15 protein-coding genes are annotated in these 17,990 nt (G+C 66.6%); 4 read left to right on the plus strand and 11 right to left on the minus strand.

What is annotated here, in order from left to right:
• Positions 1-3: 3 nt before the first annotated feature.
• From ACFTZB_RS07020 to dnaA, 11 genes are all read right to left on the minus strand, one after another.
• Complete coding sequence (locus ACFTZB_RS07020) at positions 4-420, minus strand: roadblock/LC7 domain-containing protein (protein ID WP_005249096.1); 417 nt, start codon at positions 418-420, stop codon at positions 4-6.
• The gene (locus ACFTZB_RS07025; protein ID WP_378430727.1) at positions 417-3,263 is read right to left on the minus strand and encodes an ATP-binding protein; all 2,847 of its coding nucleotides are present in this window, start codon (positions 3,261-3,263) and stop codon (positions 417-419) included. Before ACFTZB_RS07025 ends, ACFTZB_RS07020 begins: the two co-directional genes overlap by 4 nt.
• A gap of 425 nt (positions 3,264-3,688) precedes the next feature.
• Complete coding sequence (gene gyrB, locus ACFTZB_RS07030; protein ID WP_378430728.1) at positions 3,689-5,731, minus strand: DNA topoisomerase (ATP-hydrolyzing) subunit B; 2,043 nt, start codon at positions 5,729-5,731, stop codon at positions 3,689-3,691.
• Positions 5,732-5,928: 197 nt separating this feature from the next.
• Positions 5,929-6,867: an alpha/beta fold hydrolase gene (locus ACFTZB_RS07035; RefSeq protein WP_378430729.1), complete on the minus strand. Its 939-nt coding sequence runs from the start codon at positions 6,865-6,867 to the stop codon at positions 5,929-5,931.
• 40 nt (positions 6,868-6,907) lie between these two features.
• The gene (locus ACFTZB_RS07040; protein WP_378430730.1) at positions 6,908-8,026 is read right to left on the minus strand and encodes a PDR/VanB family oxidoreductase; all 1,119 of its coding nucleotides are present in this window, start codon (positions 8,024-8,026) and stop codon (positions 6,908-6,910) included.
• Positions 8,023-8,931 (minus strand): metal-dependent hydrolase, encoded by a 909-nt coding sequence (locus ACFTZB_RS07045; RefSeq protein ID WP_378430731.1) that lies wholly within the window; start codon positions 8,929-8,931, stop codon positions 8,023-8,025. The genes ACFTZB_RS07040 and ACFTZB_RS07045 overlap by 4 nt, the downstream gene beginning before the upstream one ends.
• Before the next feature lie 125 nt (positions 8,932-9,056).
• Positions 9,057-9,620: a DUF721 family protein gene (locus tag ACFTZB_RS07050; protein ID WP_378430732.1), complete on the minus strand. Its 564-nt coding sequence runs from the start codon at positions 9,618-9,620 to the stop codon at positions 9,057-9,059.
• Positions 9,610-10,842, minus strand: coding sequence for a DNA replication/repair protein RecF (gene recF / locus ACFTZB_RS07055; RefSeq protein ID WP_378430733.1), 1,233 nt, complete (start codon positions 10,840-10,842; stop codon positions 9,610-9,612). The genes ACFTZB_RS07050 and recF overlap by 11 nt, the downstream gene beginning before the upstream one ends.
• Positions 10,843-11,754, minus strand: a complete 912-nt coding sequence (gene gnd / locus ACFTZB_RS07060) for a phosphogluconate dehydrogenase (NAD(+)-dependent, decarboxylating) (protein WP_378430734.1) — start codon at positions 11,752-11,754, stop codon at positions 10,843-10,845.
• Between the two features lie 61 nt (positions 11,755-11,815).
• Complete coding sequence (gene dnaN / locus ACFTZB_RS07065) at positions 11,816-13,000, minus strand: DNA polymerase III subunit beta (RefSeq protein ID WP_378430735.1); 1,185 nt, start codon at positions 12,998-13,000, stop codon at positions 11,816-11,818.
• A 661-nt stretch (positions 13,001-13,661) separates the two neighbouring features.
• On the minus strand, positions 13,662-15,248 hold the full coding sequence (gene dnaA / locus ACFTZB_RS07070; RefSeq protein WP_378430736.1) for a chromosomal replication initiator protein DnaA: 1,587 nt from the start codon (positions 15,246-15,248) through the stop codon (positions 13,662-13,664).
• A gap of 739 nt (positions 15,249-15,987) precedes the next feature.
• Between dnaA and rpmH the strand changes: the two genes are divergently transcribed.
• The 4 genes from rpmH to yidC are packed head-to-tail and all read left to right on the plus strand — an operon-like array spanning position 15,988 to position 17,985.
• Positions 15,988-16,131, plus strand: a complete 144-nt coding sequence (gene rpmH, locus ACFTZB_RS07075; RefSeq protein ID WP_005263481.1) for a 50S ribosomal protein L34 — start codon at positions 15,988-15,990, stop codon at positions 16,129-16,131.
• Between the two features lie 27 nt (positions 16,132-16,158).
• Positions 16,159-16,536 (plus strand): ribonuclease P protein component, encoded by a 378-nt coding sequence (gene rnpA, locus ACFTZB_RS07080; protein WP_378430737.1) that lies wholly within the window; start codon positions 16,159-16,161, stop codon positions 16,534-16,536.
• Positions 16,533-16,898, plus strand: a complete 366-nt coding sequence (gene yidD / locus ACFTZB_RS07085; protein ID WP_378430738.1) for a membrane protein insertion efficiency factor YidD — start codon at positions 16,533-16,535, stop codon at positions 16,896-16,898. The genes rnpA and yidD overlap by 4 nt, the downstream gene beginning before the upstream one ends.
• Positions 16,899-16,902: 4 nt before the next feature.
• Positions 16,903-17,985 (plus strand): membrane protein insertase YidC, encoded by a 1,083-nt coding sequence (yidC, locus tag ACFTZB_RS07090; RefSeq protein ID WP_378430739.1) that lies wholly within the window; start codon positions 16,903-16,905, stop codon positions 17,983-17,985.
• The last annotated feature ends 5 nt before the right edge of the window (positions 17,986-17,990 follow it).

Raw genomic sequence — 17,990 nt, forward strand, 5'->3', positions numbered from 1 at the left:
TGGTCAGAGACCCTGCGGGGTGCGGGCCGTGGCCTGCACCGATGCGCCGACGCGGTCGACCAGGATCGCCATCTCGTAGCCGACCTGCCCGATGTCGCACTCGGCGTCCGTGAGTGTCGCGAGGTGCGAGCCGTCGCCGACGCTCATGAGCAGCAGGTACCCGTGCTGCATCTCGACCACCGACTGCAGCACGCCGCCGCCTTCGAACAACCGGGACACACCGGCCGACAGGCTGGCGAGCCCCGACGTGACCGCGGCCAGTTGCTCCGCCCGGTCGATGGGGAGGTGGGCGCTGGCCGCCATCAGGAGACCGTCCGCGGACACCAGCACGGCGTGCGAGACACCGGGGACGTCACTGGCGAAGTTCGACACCAACCAGTCGAGAGGTCGCGTGACGTCGGATCCATGAGCGGTGTTCATCGGTCTCCTTCAATGCTGTTACGTTCCGCGAGCCTCGTGGCCCTGCCGTTTCGGACGCCCTGCTGGTGACGACTGAGATTGGCGCGAATTGTCTCGGGGTCGCGCACCCGGCGCAGGGTCCCCGTATTGTGCGCGCCTTCGACCGTGCCGGGAACCAGCCGGTCGCCGGGACGCCGCTTCGGCAGCCCGATCTCCGGGTCGACCTCGACGGGGGTCTCGCTGATCCGTTCCGCGGCGGACCATCCGGCGTCACCGGCGGAATGCCAGACGCCGGGTGCGCCCTCGGCGCCGGTCGGATCGGTCAGCCAGTCGGACACCATGTCGGAGAAGATCGGGGTGCCGCCGCCGGGCCGCGGGGTCGACGCCGCCGGGGGCGGATCGATCCGCGACTGGAAGAACGACGCGGTCTTCGCCGAGTTGGTGCGGTAGCGGTGCCGGACCGGTGCCTGGTCGTCGCCGTTCGACGACGGCGGCGCCGGTTGTTCCGCGGTCCGCGCCTCGATGCGGTTCTCGCTGCGGGGTGCGTGCGGCGCGTGCTGCGGCTGCGATTCCGCCGGCGCCGTCTCCGGCCGCGATTCCGGGGTCGCTGCCTGCGGCAGCCGCACGGGCAGCTTCGGCATCGCTCCGGATCCGCGGACGTTGACGGTGTCCTGGGACTGCACGGCCGGGGCAGCGGCCGACGATCCCGCGCCGGCCGCGATGCCGCTGGCACCGGGCTGCCGCCGGGGCAGGCTGGTGCCCGACGCCGTCGTCACCGCACCCGCGGCAGCCGGGCTCGCCGCAGGCGGAGACGTGGACGGGGTGCGGGTCGGCAGTCCGTTGCGGGTCGCAGGCAGCTGCGGGTCGTTCTTGCGCGGCGCCGGGGCCGCGGGCGCCGGGATGGCGGTCCGGACCGGTGCCGCGGGAATCTTCCGCTGCGGTCCCGTGTCCTGCCGGGCGGCCTGCGACACGATCAGCGCGTTCGGGATGTGGATGCTGACGGTGACACCCGGGTTGCGGGCGGTGTCGAACGTCGACCGCAGGCGCACGGTCAGACCGTGCCGCTTCGCGAGCCGGCTGACGACGAACAGGCCCATGTGGCGGGCGGTTTCGGGACCGACCTCACCACCCGACGCCAGGCGTTCGTTGACGGCGCGCATGTCGTCGGCGGGGATACCGATGCCGCGGTCCGCGATCTCGAGCAGCACTCCACCGTCCACGGCGCGAGCGAAGCTGAACGTCACCACCGTGTCCGGCGGCGAGGCGCGCAGCGAGTTGTCGACGAGTTCGGCGAGCAGATGCACGACGTCGGTGACGACGGTGCCGCTGAGCGCGCCTTCGGGGGTCGCGCCCATCTGGACGCGCTGGTAGTCCTCGACCTCGGAGATCGCGGCGCGCAGCACGTCACCGAGCGGGATCGGCGCCGCCTGCGACCGACGCACCCGGGTGCCGGCCAGAATCAGCAAGTTCTCACCGTTCCGGCGCATACGCGCGGCCAGGTGGTCGAGCCGGAACAGGCTCTCGAGCCGCTTCGGATCCTTCTCCTCGAACTCGAGGTTCTCGATCAGGCCGAGCTGCTGGTCGACGAGCGACTTGCTTCGGCGGGCGAGCGTTTCGAACATGTCGTTGATCTGCAGACGCAGTTGCGCCTGCTCACCGGCGAGCTTGAGGGCCTGCCCGTGGATGTCGTCGACGGCGCGGGCGAGCTGGCCGATCTCCTCGGAGGAGTGCACGGCCACCGGTTCGAACGACAGGCCCCGCGGATCGTCGCTGGCCTTGATCTGCTCGATCGCGTCCGGAAGGTCGCGGCGGGCCGCCTTCAGCGCGCCGTACCGCAGGCGGCGGATCGGGCCGATCAGCGACCGCGACACGAGGAGCGCGAGGACGAGCGCGGCGAGCAGCGTTCCGAGGACGATCGCCGTGTCACGCAGCGCGGCGGACCGGGTCTCGGCGGCGCGGATCTGCACGGTGGACGCGATGTCCTTCGCCGCTTCGCTGGTCAGGTCCTGGTAGACGTCGCGGCTGGCGATGAGCGAGGAACGCAGCTGCAGGATGGGCAGCACCCCGCCGCGTGCCGCGTCGGCCAGACCCTGGTCGATGAGGGCGTTGCGGTCGTTGATGTTGTTGCGCAGCGTCTGGAGCCGCTCGTCGCCCTTCGGGTAGTACCGGTCGAGGACGTCGAGGAGGCTCGATTCGGCGCCGGCGGCCGCGACGACGGCCGAGGTGGGAATGTCGCCCGTGCGGGCCTTCTCCCGTCCGTCGGGTCCGGCGTAGACGTCCTTCACGATCACGAGACCCATGGCCTGTTCGAACAGGCGGCGCTGCGCCTGCCAGGCGTTGGTCAGCTGGTAGCCCTTGTCGACGACCTCGCTGTCCTCGATGGGACGGACGATGTCGTCGACTTCGCGGATGAAGTCCGCGGCGAACGCGCGCTGGCGTTCCGCGAGCAGGTCGGTGGCGACGCCCGGCGAGTCCATCAGATTGAGGAGGGCGCGGCCGTCCGAGACGGTCTGATTGATGGAACTCGCGACGGCGGGATCCAGTTCGGGGTTCCGGGCCTGTTCGGACACGTCGTTCATCAGGGATTCCGCGGCCGCGCGGTCTTCCTTGGTGAGGGTGCCCGAGGCGTAACCGCTGGTCACGGTACCCATCGAAGCTTCGAGGGCCACGATGTCCGGGACGACGACGATCTGGTCGGCGGCCTCGGTGAAGTGGACGGCGTTGCTCAGCTCGCCCTGCACGCGGAGCCCGCCGAGCACCATGGCGACGGTGACGGGAACTGCGAGTACCGCAGTGACCTTCCACCGCAGGCCCCAGCCCTCGATATCCCAGAACTTTGCCCGGGGCGGCGAATCGTCGCTCATCCCACGCTTCCTTTCCCACCACTCATAGCTTGTCGCTCTGTGCTCGTGACCCCGCCCGTGAGTGGGCAGCCGTACCGGATCGGACGACACGCGTCGACAGAGGAAAGTGATCGATCAGTTGCGCTGTGCGCAGCGCTGCCCGACTTACCGATTTCCGAATGTAACGAGTTCATCACATCCCCATGGGGAACGTTCTTACCACAGAAATTCCCCGATCCTTACTTCCAAGTAACATGCGCACCACTGATCCCAGACGTTGCCGCCACGGGGTGGATCAGCCGACCAGGCTACACAGAATCGCCGTTCACAGTCGAGGACGGAATTCTGCGTCGTCCGGTCCCGCAACGGGTCCAGACGAGTGCAGCCACCGGGGTCTTCCGACCACCGGTGGCTGCACGCGATCCGTATTCTCTTGTGCCCGATACCTAGACGTCGAGGAAGCGGACGTCCTTGGCGTTACGGGTGATGAAGCTCCGCCGGGCCTCGACGTCCTCGCCCATGAGGACGCTGAACAACTCGTCGGCCGCGGCCGCGTCGTCGAGCGTCACGAGACGCAGGACACGCACGGTCGGATCCATCGTGGTCTCCCACAGTTCCTTGGCGTTCATCTCGCCGAGACCTTTGTAGCGCTGGATGCCGTCGTCCTTGTTGATCTTCTTGCCCGACTCGAGGCCAGCCTTGACGAGGGCGTCGCGCTCGCGGTCGGAGTACGCGAACTCCGGGTCGGCGCGCTGCCACTTGAGCTTGTACAGCGGCGGCTGCGCCAGGTACACGTGGCCGTGCTCGACGAGCGGCCGCATGAAGCGGAACAGCAGCGTGAGCAGCAGCGTTGCGATGTGCTGGCCGTCGACGTCGGCGTCGGCCATCAGCACGATCTTGTGGTACCGAAGCTTCGCGATGTCGAACTCGTCGTGGATGCCGGTGCCGAACGCGGTGATGATCGACTGGACTTCGGTGTTCTTCAGCACACGGTCGATGCGTGCCTTCTCGACGTTGATGATCTTGCCTCGCAGCGGCAGGATCGCCTGGTACATCGAGTCACGGCCGGACTTCGCGGAGCCGCCTGCGGAGTCGCCCTCCACGATGTAGATCTCGGACTTGCTCGGGTCGTTCGACCGGCAGTCGGCGAGCTTGCCCGGCAGGCCGCCGAGGTCGGTGGCGCTCTTGCGGCGAACCAGTTCGCGGGCCTTGCGGGCGGCGACGCGGGCCTGCGCCGACGACACCGCCTTGTTCACGATGGTTTTCGCGTCGGCCGGGTTCGCCTCGAACCAGTGCGACAGGTGCTCGTTGCTCGCCTTCTGCACGAACGACCGGACCTCGGTGTTGCCGAGCTTCGTCTTCGTCTGACCCTCGAACTGCGGTTCACCTACCTTGACGGAGATGATCGCCGCGAGGCCCTCACGGATGTCGTCACCGGTGAGTTTCGGGTCCTTCTCCTTGAGCAACTTCTTGTCGAGCGCGTACTTGTTGACCGTCGCCGTCAGGGCGGACCGGAAACCCTCTTCGTGGGTGCCGCCCTCGTGGGTGTTGATGGTGTTCGCGAACGTGTGGACCGACTCCGAGTAGCCGGAGTTCCACTGCATCGCGATCTCGAGTTCGTGGCCGGTGCCCTTCGCGGTGAAACCGACGACGGAGTTGTGGATCGGCTGCTTCGTGCGGTTGATGTGCCGCACGTAGTCCTCGAGTCCGCCCGGGTAGTGGTAGACGCGCGTCTTGACCTTGTGGACGGCCGGTGCATCGGCTTCGGCGTGCTCGTCCTCGGCGGTCTTCGGGGCGTCCGCGACCTGGCTGACGACCTCTTCGGTGACCTCGGCGTCGCTGACGCGCTCGTCGGTGAGGGTGATCGTCAGGCCCTTGTTGAGGAAGGCCATCTCCTGGAGGCGGCGCGCGACCGTCTCGAAGCTGTAGACCGTGGTCTCGAAGATGTTCGGATCCGCCCAGAACCGGACCGTGGTGCCCGTTTCCTTGGTGGCCTCGCCCTTGACGAGTTCACCCGGCTTGGAGTCGGTGTACGTCTGGTTCCAGCGGAAGCCGTCGCGCTTGATGTCGACGTCGAGCCGGGTGGACAGCGCGTTGACGACGGAGATACCGACACCGTGCAGACCGCCGGAGACGGCGTAGGAGTCGGAGTCGAACTTGCCGCCGGCGTGCAGCTGGGTGAGGACGACCTCGACGGTGGGGACACCGGAGGCGTGCATCCCGACGGGGATGCCTCGGCCGTCGTCGACGACCTGCACGCCACCGTCTTCGAGAAGGGTGATCTCGACCTTGCTGGCGTAGCCGGCCATGGCCTCGTCGACGGAGTTGTCGACGACTTCCCAGATCAGGTGGTGGAGACCGCGTTCACCGGTGGAACCGATGTACATACCCGGTCGCTTACGGACGGCTTCGAGTCCCTCGAGGACGGTGATGGAAGAAGCGCCGTAGTCCTTGCTGGAGGTGCTTTTGTCTGACTTCTGGGCAGCCACGGGTGGGTAGCTCTCCTTCTCCGTCCAATGCCCGACGCAGGCGCCCACCGCCCTGGTCGGGCACGCGGGAGACGAGAATCGGGAATCTTGCCGCTAGTTACCTCGGCCATCTTACTGGTACGTCTGGCCCAGGAGCGGGCTATGACACCCCTGAGCGCCCCGTAGACGAATTTTCAGGGCGCTTCGGGAGTGAAAACCTAGGCCGACGCACTCTCGGACGGCCCGTCCTGGGCTTTCCCCCATTGCCGGTCCTCGATGTCCAGCACGAACTCCGCGGCGAGTTGCGCGATGTCCTCGGCGTGGGAGATGGGCGACCAGTGACCGGCGTCGACCCCTCGACGGCGCAGGTCGGGTGCCCATTTCTCGGTGTCCTCGTAGCCGACGGGCCGCACCGCCTTGTCGTTCTGGTTCAGGATCAGCTGGACCGGGACGTCGGTGTACCGGTCACGCGGCCGCAGCAGGCTGGTCCGGATGTTCGCCCGGTACAGCTTGAGACCGTTGACCATGTCGTCCGCCAGCGTCGGCGCCGGACGCACCAGGGCGGGGTCGAGGCGGTCGAAGAACTTCAGGAACGCCGGCCAGTGCCGGGAGAACCACAGCCGCAGCGGCAGCGTCGCCAGGCCCGGAATCTGGAACAGGACGGTGTAGCCGGACGCGACGGCCTGCGCGAGCGGTCCACCGAACCGACGGTCGGCGATGCGGCGGCGCATCCACTTCCCGAGGTGGTCGAGGTTCGGCCCGGAGACGGACGTGAACGACGCGATCCGCGTGCGGGCGCCCGGTTCGCAGACCGCCTCCCACGCCTCCACCGATCCCCAGTCGTGGGCGAGTACGTGCACCGGCCTGCCCGGACTGACGGCGTCGATCACCGCGAACAGGTCGCCCGCCAGAGCGGGCAGCCGGTAGTCCTCGACCCGGGTGGGCACGGTGCTCTCGCCGGCGCCGCGGCTGTCGTAGCTGACCACCCGGAACCGTTCCGTCAGGAACGGCACCACCCGGCTCCACAGTTCGTGGGTGTCGGGCCAGCCGTGGACGAGCACCATCGTCTCGCCGGCGGGGTTGCCGTCCTCGAACACGGCGAGGTCGACGGAACCGTTGGTGATCCGCCGGGCGGTACCGGACGTGGATGAAGTCATGGGTGTCCTCTGGTCGTCGTTCGGTTCGGGGTCGGGTGGGTTACAGGTCGAGGACGAGGCGGCCGCCGTCGGCGCGGGACACGCAGATCAGCATCTCGTTCTCCTGCTCGGCATCGGTGAGCCGCGTCTCGCGGTGGTCCGGCGTGCCGGACAGCACCTTGACCCTGCACGTCCCGCAGAAGCCCTGCTGGCACGAATACCCCACTCCGGGCATCGTCTTCTTGATCGCCGTGAGCGCGGACTCGTCGGCGGGCACGGTGAGCACTTCACCGGTGCTGACGAGTTGCACTTCGAATTCGGTTCCGCCGAGCACCGGCGGCGCGCCGAACCGCTCGAAATGCAATGCGGTGGCCGGGCTTCCGGGAAAGGCGCGGCGCACCGACTCGAGCATCGGCGTCGGCCCGCAGCAGTAGACGGCTCCACCGGGCGCGGCACGCTCCAGCAACTCCGCGGCGGTGGGCAGGCCGAACTCGTCGTCGGGTCGGATGAAAACCCGTGACCGGTCGAATGTTTCGATCTCGTCGAGGAACGGCATCGACTCCCGCGACCTGCCGGAGTACACGAACTGCCAGTCCATCCCGAGTTCGCGCGCGGCGCGCACCATCGCCAGGATCGGCGTGATGCCGATTCCGCCGGCGACGAACAGGGCACTCCCCTCGCCCACGAACGGAAATCCGTTGCGCGGACCACGAACCGTCACCGACGCTCCCGGCTCGAGGGCATGCATCTCGAGGGATCCGCCACCGCCGTCGGGGATCCGGCGGACGGCGATGCTGTAGCCCGTCCGGTCGGACGGGTCGCCGCACAGCGAGTACTGGCGTCGCAACCCGGACGGCAGGTGGAAGTCGAGGTGCGAACCCGGCTGCCACGCAGGCAGTTCGGCACCGTCCTCCGCCTCGAACCGCAACTGCACGACGTTGTCGTCCAGTGCGACGACGTCCCGTTGGGAGACAACCATTTTCATCGCCACATCGGGGTTGTGCCCGGCGACGCCGGGGTCGTACTCGTACGCGGTGAGAACACGCAGATACTTGGCGGCCACCGCCTCGGTGAGCCGCATGGCGCGGTCGGGACGCGGGCGCCCCTTGATGTCCGGCGGGGCGTCGTGACGGGGCAGCCCCTGCCCGGTGAACACCTCCCGAACCTGGGACAGCTTCATCGCTCGGCCGCCTGAGCCGCCGGCGAGGACGCCAGGTATTTCACGGCCTGCGCCGTCGAACCCTCGTTGCTCGGGTGGTACGCACGCGTGAAATACGTGGACATCCGCTTGCCGAGTTCCCGGGCCGTCGGGAGGGTGCCACGCTTGCCCGCCGCGAAGAAATCGGTCAGGTGCGGCTTGCGGCGGTGCGCCGACCACTGCGCGAGCTCCGGATCGTTCCGCATGAGGAATCGGGTGCCGCGCACCCACAGCCACACGATGACCGGGGTCACGATCAGCTGGGTGCGGATCCGCCGCGACTCCCGCTTGTCGAAGTACCGCATCACGTCGTACGCCACCGACCGGTGTTCCACCTCCTCGGCGCCGTGCCAGCGCAGCAGGTCGAGCATCGTCGGATGCAGCCCCGCGCGGTCGAGGCCCTCGGCGTTCAGCACCCAGTCGCCGAGGAACGCGGTGATGTGCTCGATGGCGGCGATGACCGCCAGCCGCTCGATCAGGTAGTTCTTCTCGCGCAGACCGGTCAGCGGTCGCGGTCCGAGGATCTTGGAGAAGGTCCACTCCATCTGCTCGGTGAAGGGTGTCGGATCGAGACCCTTCTCCTTCAGGTGCACCAGCACGCCGGTGTGGGCGTCGGCATGCATCGCCTCCTGGCCGATGAACCCGACGACGTCGTCGCGGAGCTGTTCGTCGTCGATCAGCGGCAGGGCCTCTTTGAACGTCTCGACGAACCACTCCTCGCCCGCGGGCAGGAGAAGGTGCAGGACGTTGAGGACGTGCGTGGTGAACGGATCGCCCGGGATCCAGTGCATCGGGAGGTTCGACCAGTCGAACTCCACGTTCCTGGCCTGCAGCAGGATGTGGTCCGGTTCGGGGATCGCGTTCCGGGGTGCAGTCGGGGCGGACATCTCACTACTCCTTCGTGCCGGCGGCTGCGCCACGACGGAGGCTTGTGGCACAGTTCACTCGATGACTTGGAGTAACTGTAACACCGGGTAATAGACAAAACTAGGGACCGAACGGCCGCTCCGGCCTATCCGTAGGTGTCGCGGGGACCACGCCCCCGGATGTGCCGTTCCCCTTTTCGCCAGCTCGGAGCGGTCGGACCGGTGATCCGCAGCGACTTCACGACGCCGTCACCGACGGCCGCGGCGATCTTCGCGAGAATCTGCGACTGCATCATCCGGAGCTGGGTCGCCCAGGCCGTCGACTCCGCGGAGACGCTGAGAATCCCGTCCCGCAGCCCGGTCGGTTCGGCGTGTGCGGCGATGTCCTCGCCGACCACCTGTACCCACCGTCCGAGGACGGTTCCCTCGGACACCTTGGGAGACCAGCCGCGTTGTTTCGCGAGCGCGCTGGTCAGCGCACCGAACGGCTGGGGATCGCGGTCGTCGGGCCCCGGACCGGACCAGCCGCGCCGTCGCCGGGCGCGCAGGGCCCGCACGCCGGTTCCGGACCGGCGTCCCTGCCCGACGGATTTTCCACTCGCCTTCGCCGCGGCCCGCGCCTCCTCGAGGGCACGCCGGGCGAGATCGATTCCCTTCACCTCCGGTTCGGGGGCTGCCGCGGGCGCGGCGGGTTCGGCGTCATCCGTCACGGCGGTCCTCCGTCTCTTCCAGGATGTGTGAGATTCGTCCTCGATCGGTGTCGCGGGCCTCGACGCCGAACCGGACGGCGTCGAGTTCTTCCGGTACATCTTCCGGCACGGCAGCCGTGATCAACACCTGTTCGGCGTCCAGCGCAACCTTGGCGAGGGCGCGGCGACGCTTGCGGTCGAGTTCGGCGAACACGTCGTCGAGCATGAGGACCGGATCGCTGCCGTCCGAGCGCAGGAGGGCGAATCCCGCGAGTCGCAGCGACAGCGCGAACGACCACGACTCGCCGTGACTCGCGAATCCCTTCGCCGGGGTGTCACCGAGTTGCAGTTCCAGATCGTCACGATGCGGTCCGACGAGGCACACACCCCGCTCGATCTCCTTCGAGCGCATCACGGACAGCTCCTGGAGGAACCGCTCCTCGAGGAACGCGATGTCGCCGGACTCGGGCGCTCGCGCCGGTTCGGTGAATTCCGGCGGCAGCGACGAGCCCAGACTCGAACGGTAGCGGATGCTCGCCGGCCGCGATTCGGGCGCCAGCGACTGGTACGACTCGGCCAGGTGCGGTGCGAGATCGTGGACGAGGTGCAGCCGCCCGGCGAGCAGCTGGGCGCCGTGCGCAGCGAGGTGTCCGTCCCAGACTTCCAGTGTGGCAAGGGCGCTCGGGCCGTCCTCGCTCGACTGACCGCTGCCGCGCGAAGACCGACGCAGCGCGCCGCCCGCGGTCTTGAGCAACGCCGACCGCTGCCGCAGCACCCGTTCGTAATCGGCTCGGACCGCCGCCATGCGGGGTATCCGGGACGTGAGGAGTTCGTCGAGGTAACGGCGTCGGTCCCCCGGATCCCCGCGGACCAGCGACAGATCCTCCGGCGCGAACAGCACCGTCTGCAGAATCCCGAGAATCTCCCGCGGCCGGCGGGTGGGCGACTGGTTGATCCGGGCCCGGTTGGATTTTCCCTCGTTCAACTCGAGATCGACGGTCAGTTCCCGGCCGGTGTTGACGACGGTGGCCCCCGCGAACGCCTGAGCCGTTCCCGTCCTGATCAGCGGGGCGTCCGAACCGACGCGATGCGACGAAAGCGTCGACAGGTAGCCGAGCGCCTCGAGCACATTCGTCTTGCCGTGTCCGTTGGGTCCGACGAAGACGGTGCAGCCCGGACGCAGGTTCAGACCGAGGGCGTCCCAGGAACGGAAATCTCTGAGCGAGAGTGCGCGAACGAACACCTACGTTCCAGAACCGGCTTCTGCCTCGCCTGCCGCCTTCTTCACGGCGTGACCACCGAACTGGTTGCGCAGCGCCGAGACGGCCTTCATCGCGGGGGAATCGTCCTGACGGGACGCGAACCGCGCGAACAGCGCGGCCGAGATCACCGGCGCGGGCACGGCGTGGTCGATCGCCTCCAGCACGGTCCAGCGTCCCTCACCGGAATCGTCTGTGTAACCGGAGATCTCGGCGAAATCGGGATCCTCACCCAGGGCCTTGACGAGCAGTTCCAGCAGCCACGACCGGACGACGGTGCCGTTGGTCCACGCGCGCAGCACACCGTGGACGTCGGTGACGAGGTCTTCGGCCTCGAGCAGTTCGTAGCCCTCGGCGTACGCCTGCATCAGTCCGTACTCGATGCCGTTGTGGATCATCTTCGCGTAGTGGCCGGCGCCGATCGGGCCTGCGTGGACGAACCCGTCCGCACGCTCCCCCTCGGGGCGCAGTGCGTCGAAGATCGGCAGCGCCCGCTCGACGTCCGCGGCCGACCCGCCGACCATCAGTCCGTAGCCGTTCTCGAGTCCCCAGACCCCACCGGACACACCGCAGTCGAGGTAGCCGATGCCATGGGAACCGAGCAGCTCACCGTGAATCTTGTCGTCGGTGTATCTCGAGTTGCCGCCGTCGATCACCAGGTCGCCGCTCTCGAGCACCGACGCCAGCCCGGTCACCGTGTCCTGGGTGATCTTTCCCGCCGGAACCATCACCCACACGACGCGCGGAGACTCGAGTCGCTGCGCGAGTTCCGCCAGCGACACCACATCCGTGACCTCGGGGCGGGGGTCGTAGCCGACCACCTCGTGCCCGTGCGCGCGCAACCGTTCGCGCATGTTGAATCCCATTTTTCCGAGCCCGACCAACCCGATCTGCATCGTGATCTCCGTCCACTCGTGAGATGTCTAACGGCAGTACTGGTTTCGCTTCCGCGAAGCGTCAGCCCGGCAGACGGACCGGCATCAGCAGGTACGTGTACGCGCTCGCCGGTGCGGCGAAGTTGCCGGAATCGTCGGGCTCGATCTCCTCCTCGGTGGCCGGACGCAGCACCGCGGGGCGGCTGGGGGTCGTGAAGCCGAACAGCACCTGCTCGCTGTGCAGCGAGGACAGCCCGTCGATCAGGTAACCGGGGTTGAAGGCAATGGTGAGCGGCTCGCCCTGGAAGACCGCGTTCAAACCTTCCTCGGCGCGCCCGGCATCGTCGCCACCGGCGGAGAGCAGCAGCCCCTCGGTGGAGAACTGCAGGCGGACCTGCGCACCGCGCTCGGCGACGAGGGCGACACGCTTGATGGCCTCGACGAGCGGAGCGATCTCCACGGTCGCCAGCGCGGTGTGTTCGGACGGCAGCAGCTGCCGGAACTTCGGGAACTCGGCGTCCAGCAGTCGGGTGGTGGTGCGACGGCCGTCGTTGACGATACCGAGAAGGCCGTCGTTGCCGACCGCGGAACCCGAGCCGAGAGCCAGCTCGACCGGTGAAGTGGCGTCTCCCGCAAGCGTTTTCGCCGACTCGGAGAGAGTCTTCGCCGGGATGAGGACGGCCGCGGTGGTGTCGGGGTTCGCCGGCGACCACTCGAGTTCACGGACCGCGAGACGGAACCGGTCGGTGGCGGCGAGCACGATCGCGTTGCGTTCGATCTCGACCCGGATGCCGGTGAGCATCGGCAGCGTGTCGTCCTTGCCCGCCGCGACAGCCACCTGGCTGATCGCCTCGGAGAACAGATCCGCGGGAATCGAGCCGGTCTGCTGCGGCAACTGGGGAAGCTGTGGATAGTCCTCGACCGGCATGGTCGGCAGGGAGAACTTGGCGCTTCCGCAGGTGATCAGCACACGGGTGCCCTCGAGCGTCACGTCGACGGGCTTGTTGGGAAGCGACTTCGTGATGTCGGCGAGAAGCTTGCCCGAGACCAGGACCTGACCGGCGCTACCGACCTCGGCCCCGACCCTGACCTGGGCCGACACCTCGTAATCGAATCCGGAAACCGTCAACCCTTGCTCGGTCGCGTCCAGGAGAACTCCGCCGAGGACGGGGACAGGAGGCCGCGACGGCAGACTGCGAGCGACCCATGCCACTGAATCAGCGAATTCTTCCCGGGAGACGCGAAACTTCAGGCTTCCAAGCTCCATCGCCGGGTTGTTCCTCTCGGTAGGCACGGTTGTTCGCCACGGTCGGGCCGTGACCACAGCACTGCAGTCTTTCACAGAGCGGCGATGCATAACCGTATGCCCTCGAGGACGAACTTGAAAGCGGAACGCGTCCGTCCTCGAGTCTCCGGCGGAGGCCTGTGAACGGACGCGATCCCCAACCCTGTTTTCAAAGAAGTTTTGAGAAGAATTAATGAGAAGTACTATTAGGTCCTGTGGAATCTGTGGACGAACAGCTGTAGACGCTGGTCCCTCCGCGTACTCGTATGGGGAATTCTCGAGGACAAACTCGAGGACCGATCCGGCACCCGTGTGGACTACTCGAGGTTGTTCAAAGTTCTGCACGTTCTGTCCACAGAGATTCCACCCCATCCCCACATTTATCCACAGGTGTGCATGCTTTATCCCAGGTCACAGCGTCGGCGTGTCGCCCCGGTGTGTCGCCCCGGCGGGGTTTCGGACGAGCCTCGAGTAGACCCTCGAGCGACACCTCGAGGACCCGCTCGAGCCCACCCTCGAGGACCCGCTCGAGGAGCCCCTCGAGTTGCCCGCGGCGGCGGAGCCGGACCTCGCCCTCCCACAGAACGGGCTGTGCCCCCGGTAGGCGAGCTACCGGGGGCACAGGAGAAGCAGAGGTGAGCGACTACCTCTTGGAACGCTGCTTGATCCGGGCGGTGAGCTCCTGGACCTGGTCGTAGACCTTCCGCCGCTCCGTCATCTCCTTGCGAATCTTCTTGTCCGCGTACATGACGGTGGTGTGGTCGCGGCCGAACGTCTGCCCGATCTTCGGCAGGGACAGATCGGTCAGCTCACGGCACAGGTACATGGAGATCTGGCGGGCGGACGCCAGCGGACGCGCCTTGCCGGGCCCGCAGAGGTCGTCGATCGACATGTTGAAGTACTCCGCGGTGACCGCCATGATCGTCGCCGCATTGATCTCGAGACTCGACGAGTCCGGCATCAGGTCACGCAGCACCACCTCGGCGAGCGTGAGGTCCAGGGGTTGCCTGTTCAGGGACGCGAACGCCGTCACACGGATGAGGGCACCCTCGAGTTCCCGGATGTTGCGTTCGATCCGGGAGGCGATCAACTCGAGGACGTCGTCGGGCACCTCGAGCCGGTCCATTCGGGCCTTCTTGCTGAGGATGGCGATGCGGGTCTCGAGTTCGGGCGGCTGAACGTCGGTGATCAGGCCCCATTCGAACCGGGTGCGCAGGCGTTCCTCGAGTGTCGCCAGCTGCTTCGGCGGCCGGTCGGAGGAGACGACGATCTGCTTGTTCGCGTTGTGCAGGGTGTTGAAGGTGTGGAAGAACTCCTCCTGGATACCTTCCTTGCCCTCGATGAACTGGATGTCGTCGACCAGCAGCACGTCGGTCTCGCGGTAGCGGCGTTTGAACGCCACCTTGCGGTCGTCGCGGAGGCTGTTGATGAAGTCGTTGGTGAATTCCTCGGTGGAGACGTACTTGACGCGCATCCCCGGGAACAGCCGCTGGGCGTAGTGGCCGGCGGCGTGCAACAGGTGTGTCTTGCCGAGGCCGGACGCACCCCAGATGAACAACGGGTTGTACGCGCGCGCCGGCGCCTCGGCGATGGCGACTGCCGCGGCGTGGGCGAACCGGTTGGACGAGCCGATCACGAACGTGTCGAACGTGTACTTCGCGTTGAGGCTGTTTCCTCCCGTCGCCGCAGGTGCCGGGCCTGCGGGCGGCTTCGTGAAATACGACGGCCAGGATTCGTGGACGCTGGCGAGGGCCTCGCTGTCGTCGTCCACCTCCTCGAAGTCCGTGGTGTCGGAATACGGCTGGTCTTCCCCGGAGCCGAAGCGGCGCCTGCGGAACGTGCCCGAACTGGTGACGGACGGCTCGAGGTGGCGAGGGGTGTGCACAGGTTCCGGGTCGGGCCTGCGCTCCCTGCTCGGGGCCTCGGACTCGGGTTCGTCGTCGACCGGGGCGGCGATGCGCACACCGAGACCCTCCACCTGCTCACCGAGATGCCGGCCGAGCGCGTGGAGGATCGGCTCACGAAGATCCCGTTCGATCGCTTCCTGCGCGAAGGGCGACGGAACGGACAGCAGCGCGAAGCCCTGTGCGAGTGTCAGCGGTTTGACGAGCGCCAACCACGCCTTCTGTCCCCTCGTCAACGGCGGCAGATCGCCACCGGGCGAATCGGATGTGAGGTCGGCGACGACGTCGATCCAGATCCGTGCGAGCGCATTCGGATCGTCGTTCACGAGGTTCCTCCCCAGTGTGTTCGCGGACTCGGCGCCTGCGGTGCCGAGTCCAGTGTCGGTGCCGTCGTCGAGGCGGAAATGGGAGCTTCCCCGACCTGAGGATGGACCCCGTACGGACCTACGAATATGCCATCTGAACTGTGTTTCCACACAATTATCCACAGATGTGGACAAACCGCAGACGCCTCCCGTTTGGGCGGCGTGTGACGGTGAGTGGTCCAGATTGAGCGCGCTGACCTGCGCTTATGCATGCGAAACCTGGATGAGCGGGTGTGGGGACCCGAGAAGTGAAGGGTGTCAGGAACCCTCGTGACGATCCGAAGCGGGACACCAACTGTGCCCTGTGGATGAATTGTGGTGAATGTGCAGATGAGAACGGTGAAGTCGAGAGCTGGGCACTCGATCAGGGTTCATCGGCGAGACCATGCATAGACGCTAGCAACAGTGTCGGCAACCTCACAGTGGTTTGGCACATCGGAAGTTGGGGTGCAAGCATTTGTCGATCCTCGGCGTGTCGGTCAGCCGATTCGCGGGGGAATCGCAGGTGAGCGAGTTTGACCTGACCGGGAGTGGTAAGTACTCTCGAACAGTCACCCTGTGGTGAGGTGGCGGTTTCGTGCTGGCTCGAGTCCAGTGTCGGAGGCGTTTCATCCCCACCCTGTGGATGAACACCTGAGTTTTCGCCAATGTTAGATCCATGACGCCGGGAGGCGTCGATGAACTTCGAGGAGTGTTGACCGTGGCCAAGGGCAAGCGGACGTTCCAGCCGAACAACCGACGCCGCGCGCGCGTTCACGGCTTCCGTCTTCGTATGCGGACCCGTGCGGGTCGTGCAATCGTTTCGGCGCGTCGCCGTAAGGGCCGCGAATCCCTCACCGCCTGATCCCGACACTGGGTTCGGGAGCTCGGGGTGTTGCCTGAGCCGCACCGATTGCGTCGTCATTCAGATTTTTCGTTGACTGTGCGACGTGGTCGTCGGATGGGAAGACGCGATCTGGTTGTGCACGCGTTCGACCGTGCACAGGCAGATGAGCTGGTGAGTAGCGGCGGTCCGCGATTCGGACTGGTTGTGAGTAAGGCTGTCGGGCCGGCGGTGATTCGACATCGAGTCGCACGCCGGCTTCGTCATATCTGCATCGACCTCGTGGATGGTGTTCCATCAGGATCCGATGTGGTGATTCGCGCTCTCCCGGGAGCTGCGACTGCAAGTAGCCGGGACCTGGAGAAGCAACTCCGTGCAGGTCTCCTTCGATTGGACCTTCTTGCGCCCGTGAGTAACTCCACATGAAAAGCGCCCTCCACGAGTCGCGCACCGACACGGCCGAGGACAGCTCCTCGGCCTCTTCCGCGTGGAAATCGGTCCGTGCGTTACCGGCGCGCACTCTCATTTTCTTCATCGAGCTCTACCGGACGTATGTGTCGCCCCTGCGGTTGCCGACCTGCCGGTTCATGCCGACCTGTAGCGAGTACGCAGTGGAATCCCTGCGCACCCACGGGGCGATCAAAGGCCTTTTCTTGACGGTGGTTCGGTTGGCGAAGTGTGCCCCCTGGCACCCTGGAGGGTGGGACCCGGTCCCTGCCCGTCACGACCGTCATGCGGGTAGCCGTCGTTGCTGTCCGGCGAACGTGGACGAACAGAGGAGTACATAGAGCCGTGCTCGACTTCATTTACTATCCGGTGTCCGGGATCCTGTGGGTCTGGCACAAGATTTTCGGTGCCATTCCCTTCCTCGGACCGGACAGCGGTGTCACCTGGGCACTGTCCGTGGTGTTCCTCGTGTTCACGCTGCGTGCCGTTCTGTACAAGCCGTTCGTCAAGCAGGTCCGCACGACGCGCCAGATGCAGGAACTTCAGCCGCAGATCAAGGCTCTGCAGAAGAAGTATTCCGGTGACCGCCAGCGGCAGGCCGTCGAGATGCAGAAGCTCCAGAAGGAGCACGGGTTCAACCCGATCATGGGCTGCCTCCCGGTTCTCGCGCAGGCGCCGGTCTTCATCGGTCTGTTTCACGTGCTTCGCTCGTTCAACCGCACCGGCACCGGATTCGGGCAGCTCGGCATGTCGGTCGAGGCCAACGCGAACACGCCGAACTACTTCTTCAGCGTCGAGGACGTGCAGTCCTTCCTGAGTGCCCGTCTGTTCGGCGCCCCCATCTCGGCGTGGATCACCATGCCGAAGGAGCAGCTCGACGCGTTCGCTGCGTACGGCCCGATCCCCACGGTGCTGAACATCGCGGTTGTCGCGGTTCCGCTGATGGTCATCGCCAGCATCGCGACTCACTTCAACTCGCGTGCCTCCGTCGGGCGCCAGAGCCCCGAGGCCGCCGCGAACCCGCAGTCGGCGATCATGAACAAGCTCGCGCTGTGGGTTTTCCCGCTCGGTGTGCTCGTCGGTGGTCCGTTCCTCCCCATCGCGATCCTTCTGTACTGGGTGAGTAACAACATTTGGACGTACGGGCAGCAGCACATCGTCTTCCGTCGCATCGACCAAGAAGAGGAAGAGAAGAAGCAGGCTGCCATCGCACGCCGGGCGGACAATGCTCCGAAGCCCGGTGCACGTCCCGATCTCACCAAGAAGAAGAAGTCCGCGACCGCAACGGACGGTTCTTCCTCGGATCCGGAGATCATCGCAGGCGACGTCTCCGATCAGCCGAGCGGGGACGGTTCGGCGTCGAAGCCGAAGCCCGGTGCCCGCCCCCAGTCCAACCGCGGAAAGTCCCCCAAGCGCAAGCGGCGCTAATTCAG

It is taken from the genome of Rhodococcus sp. NPDC057014 (genome assembly GCF_042673295.1).
Taxonomy (GTDB): Bacteria; Actinomycetota; Actinomycetes; order Mycobacteriales; family Mycobacteriaceae; genus Rhodococcus_F.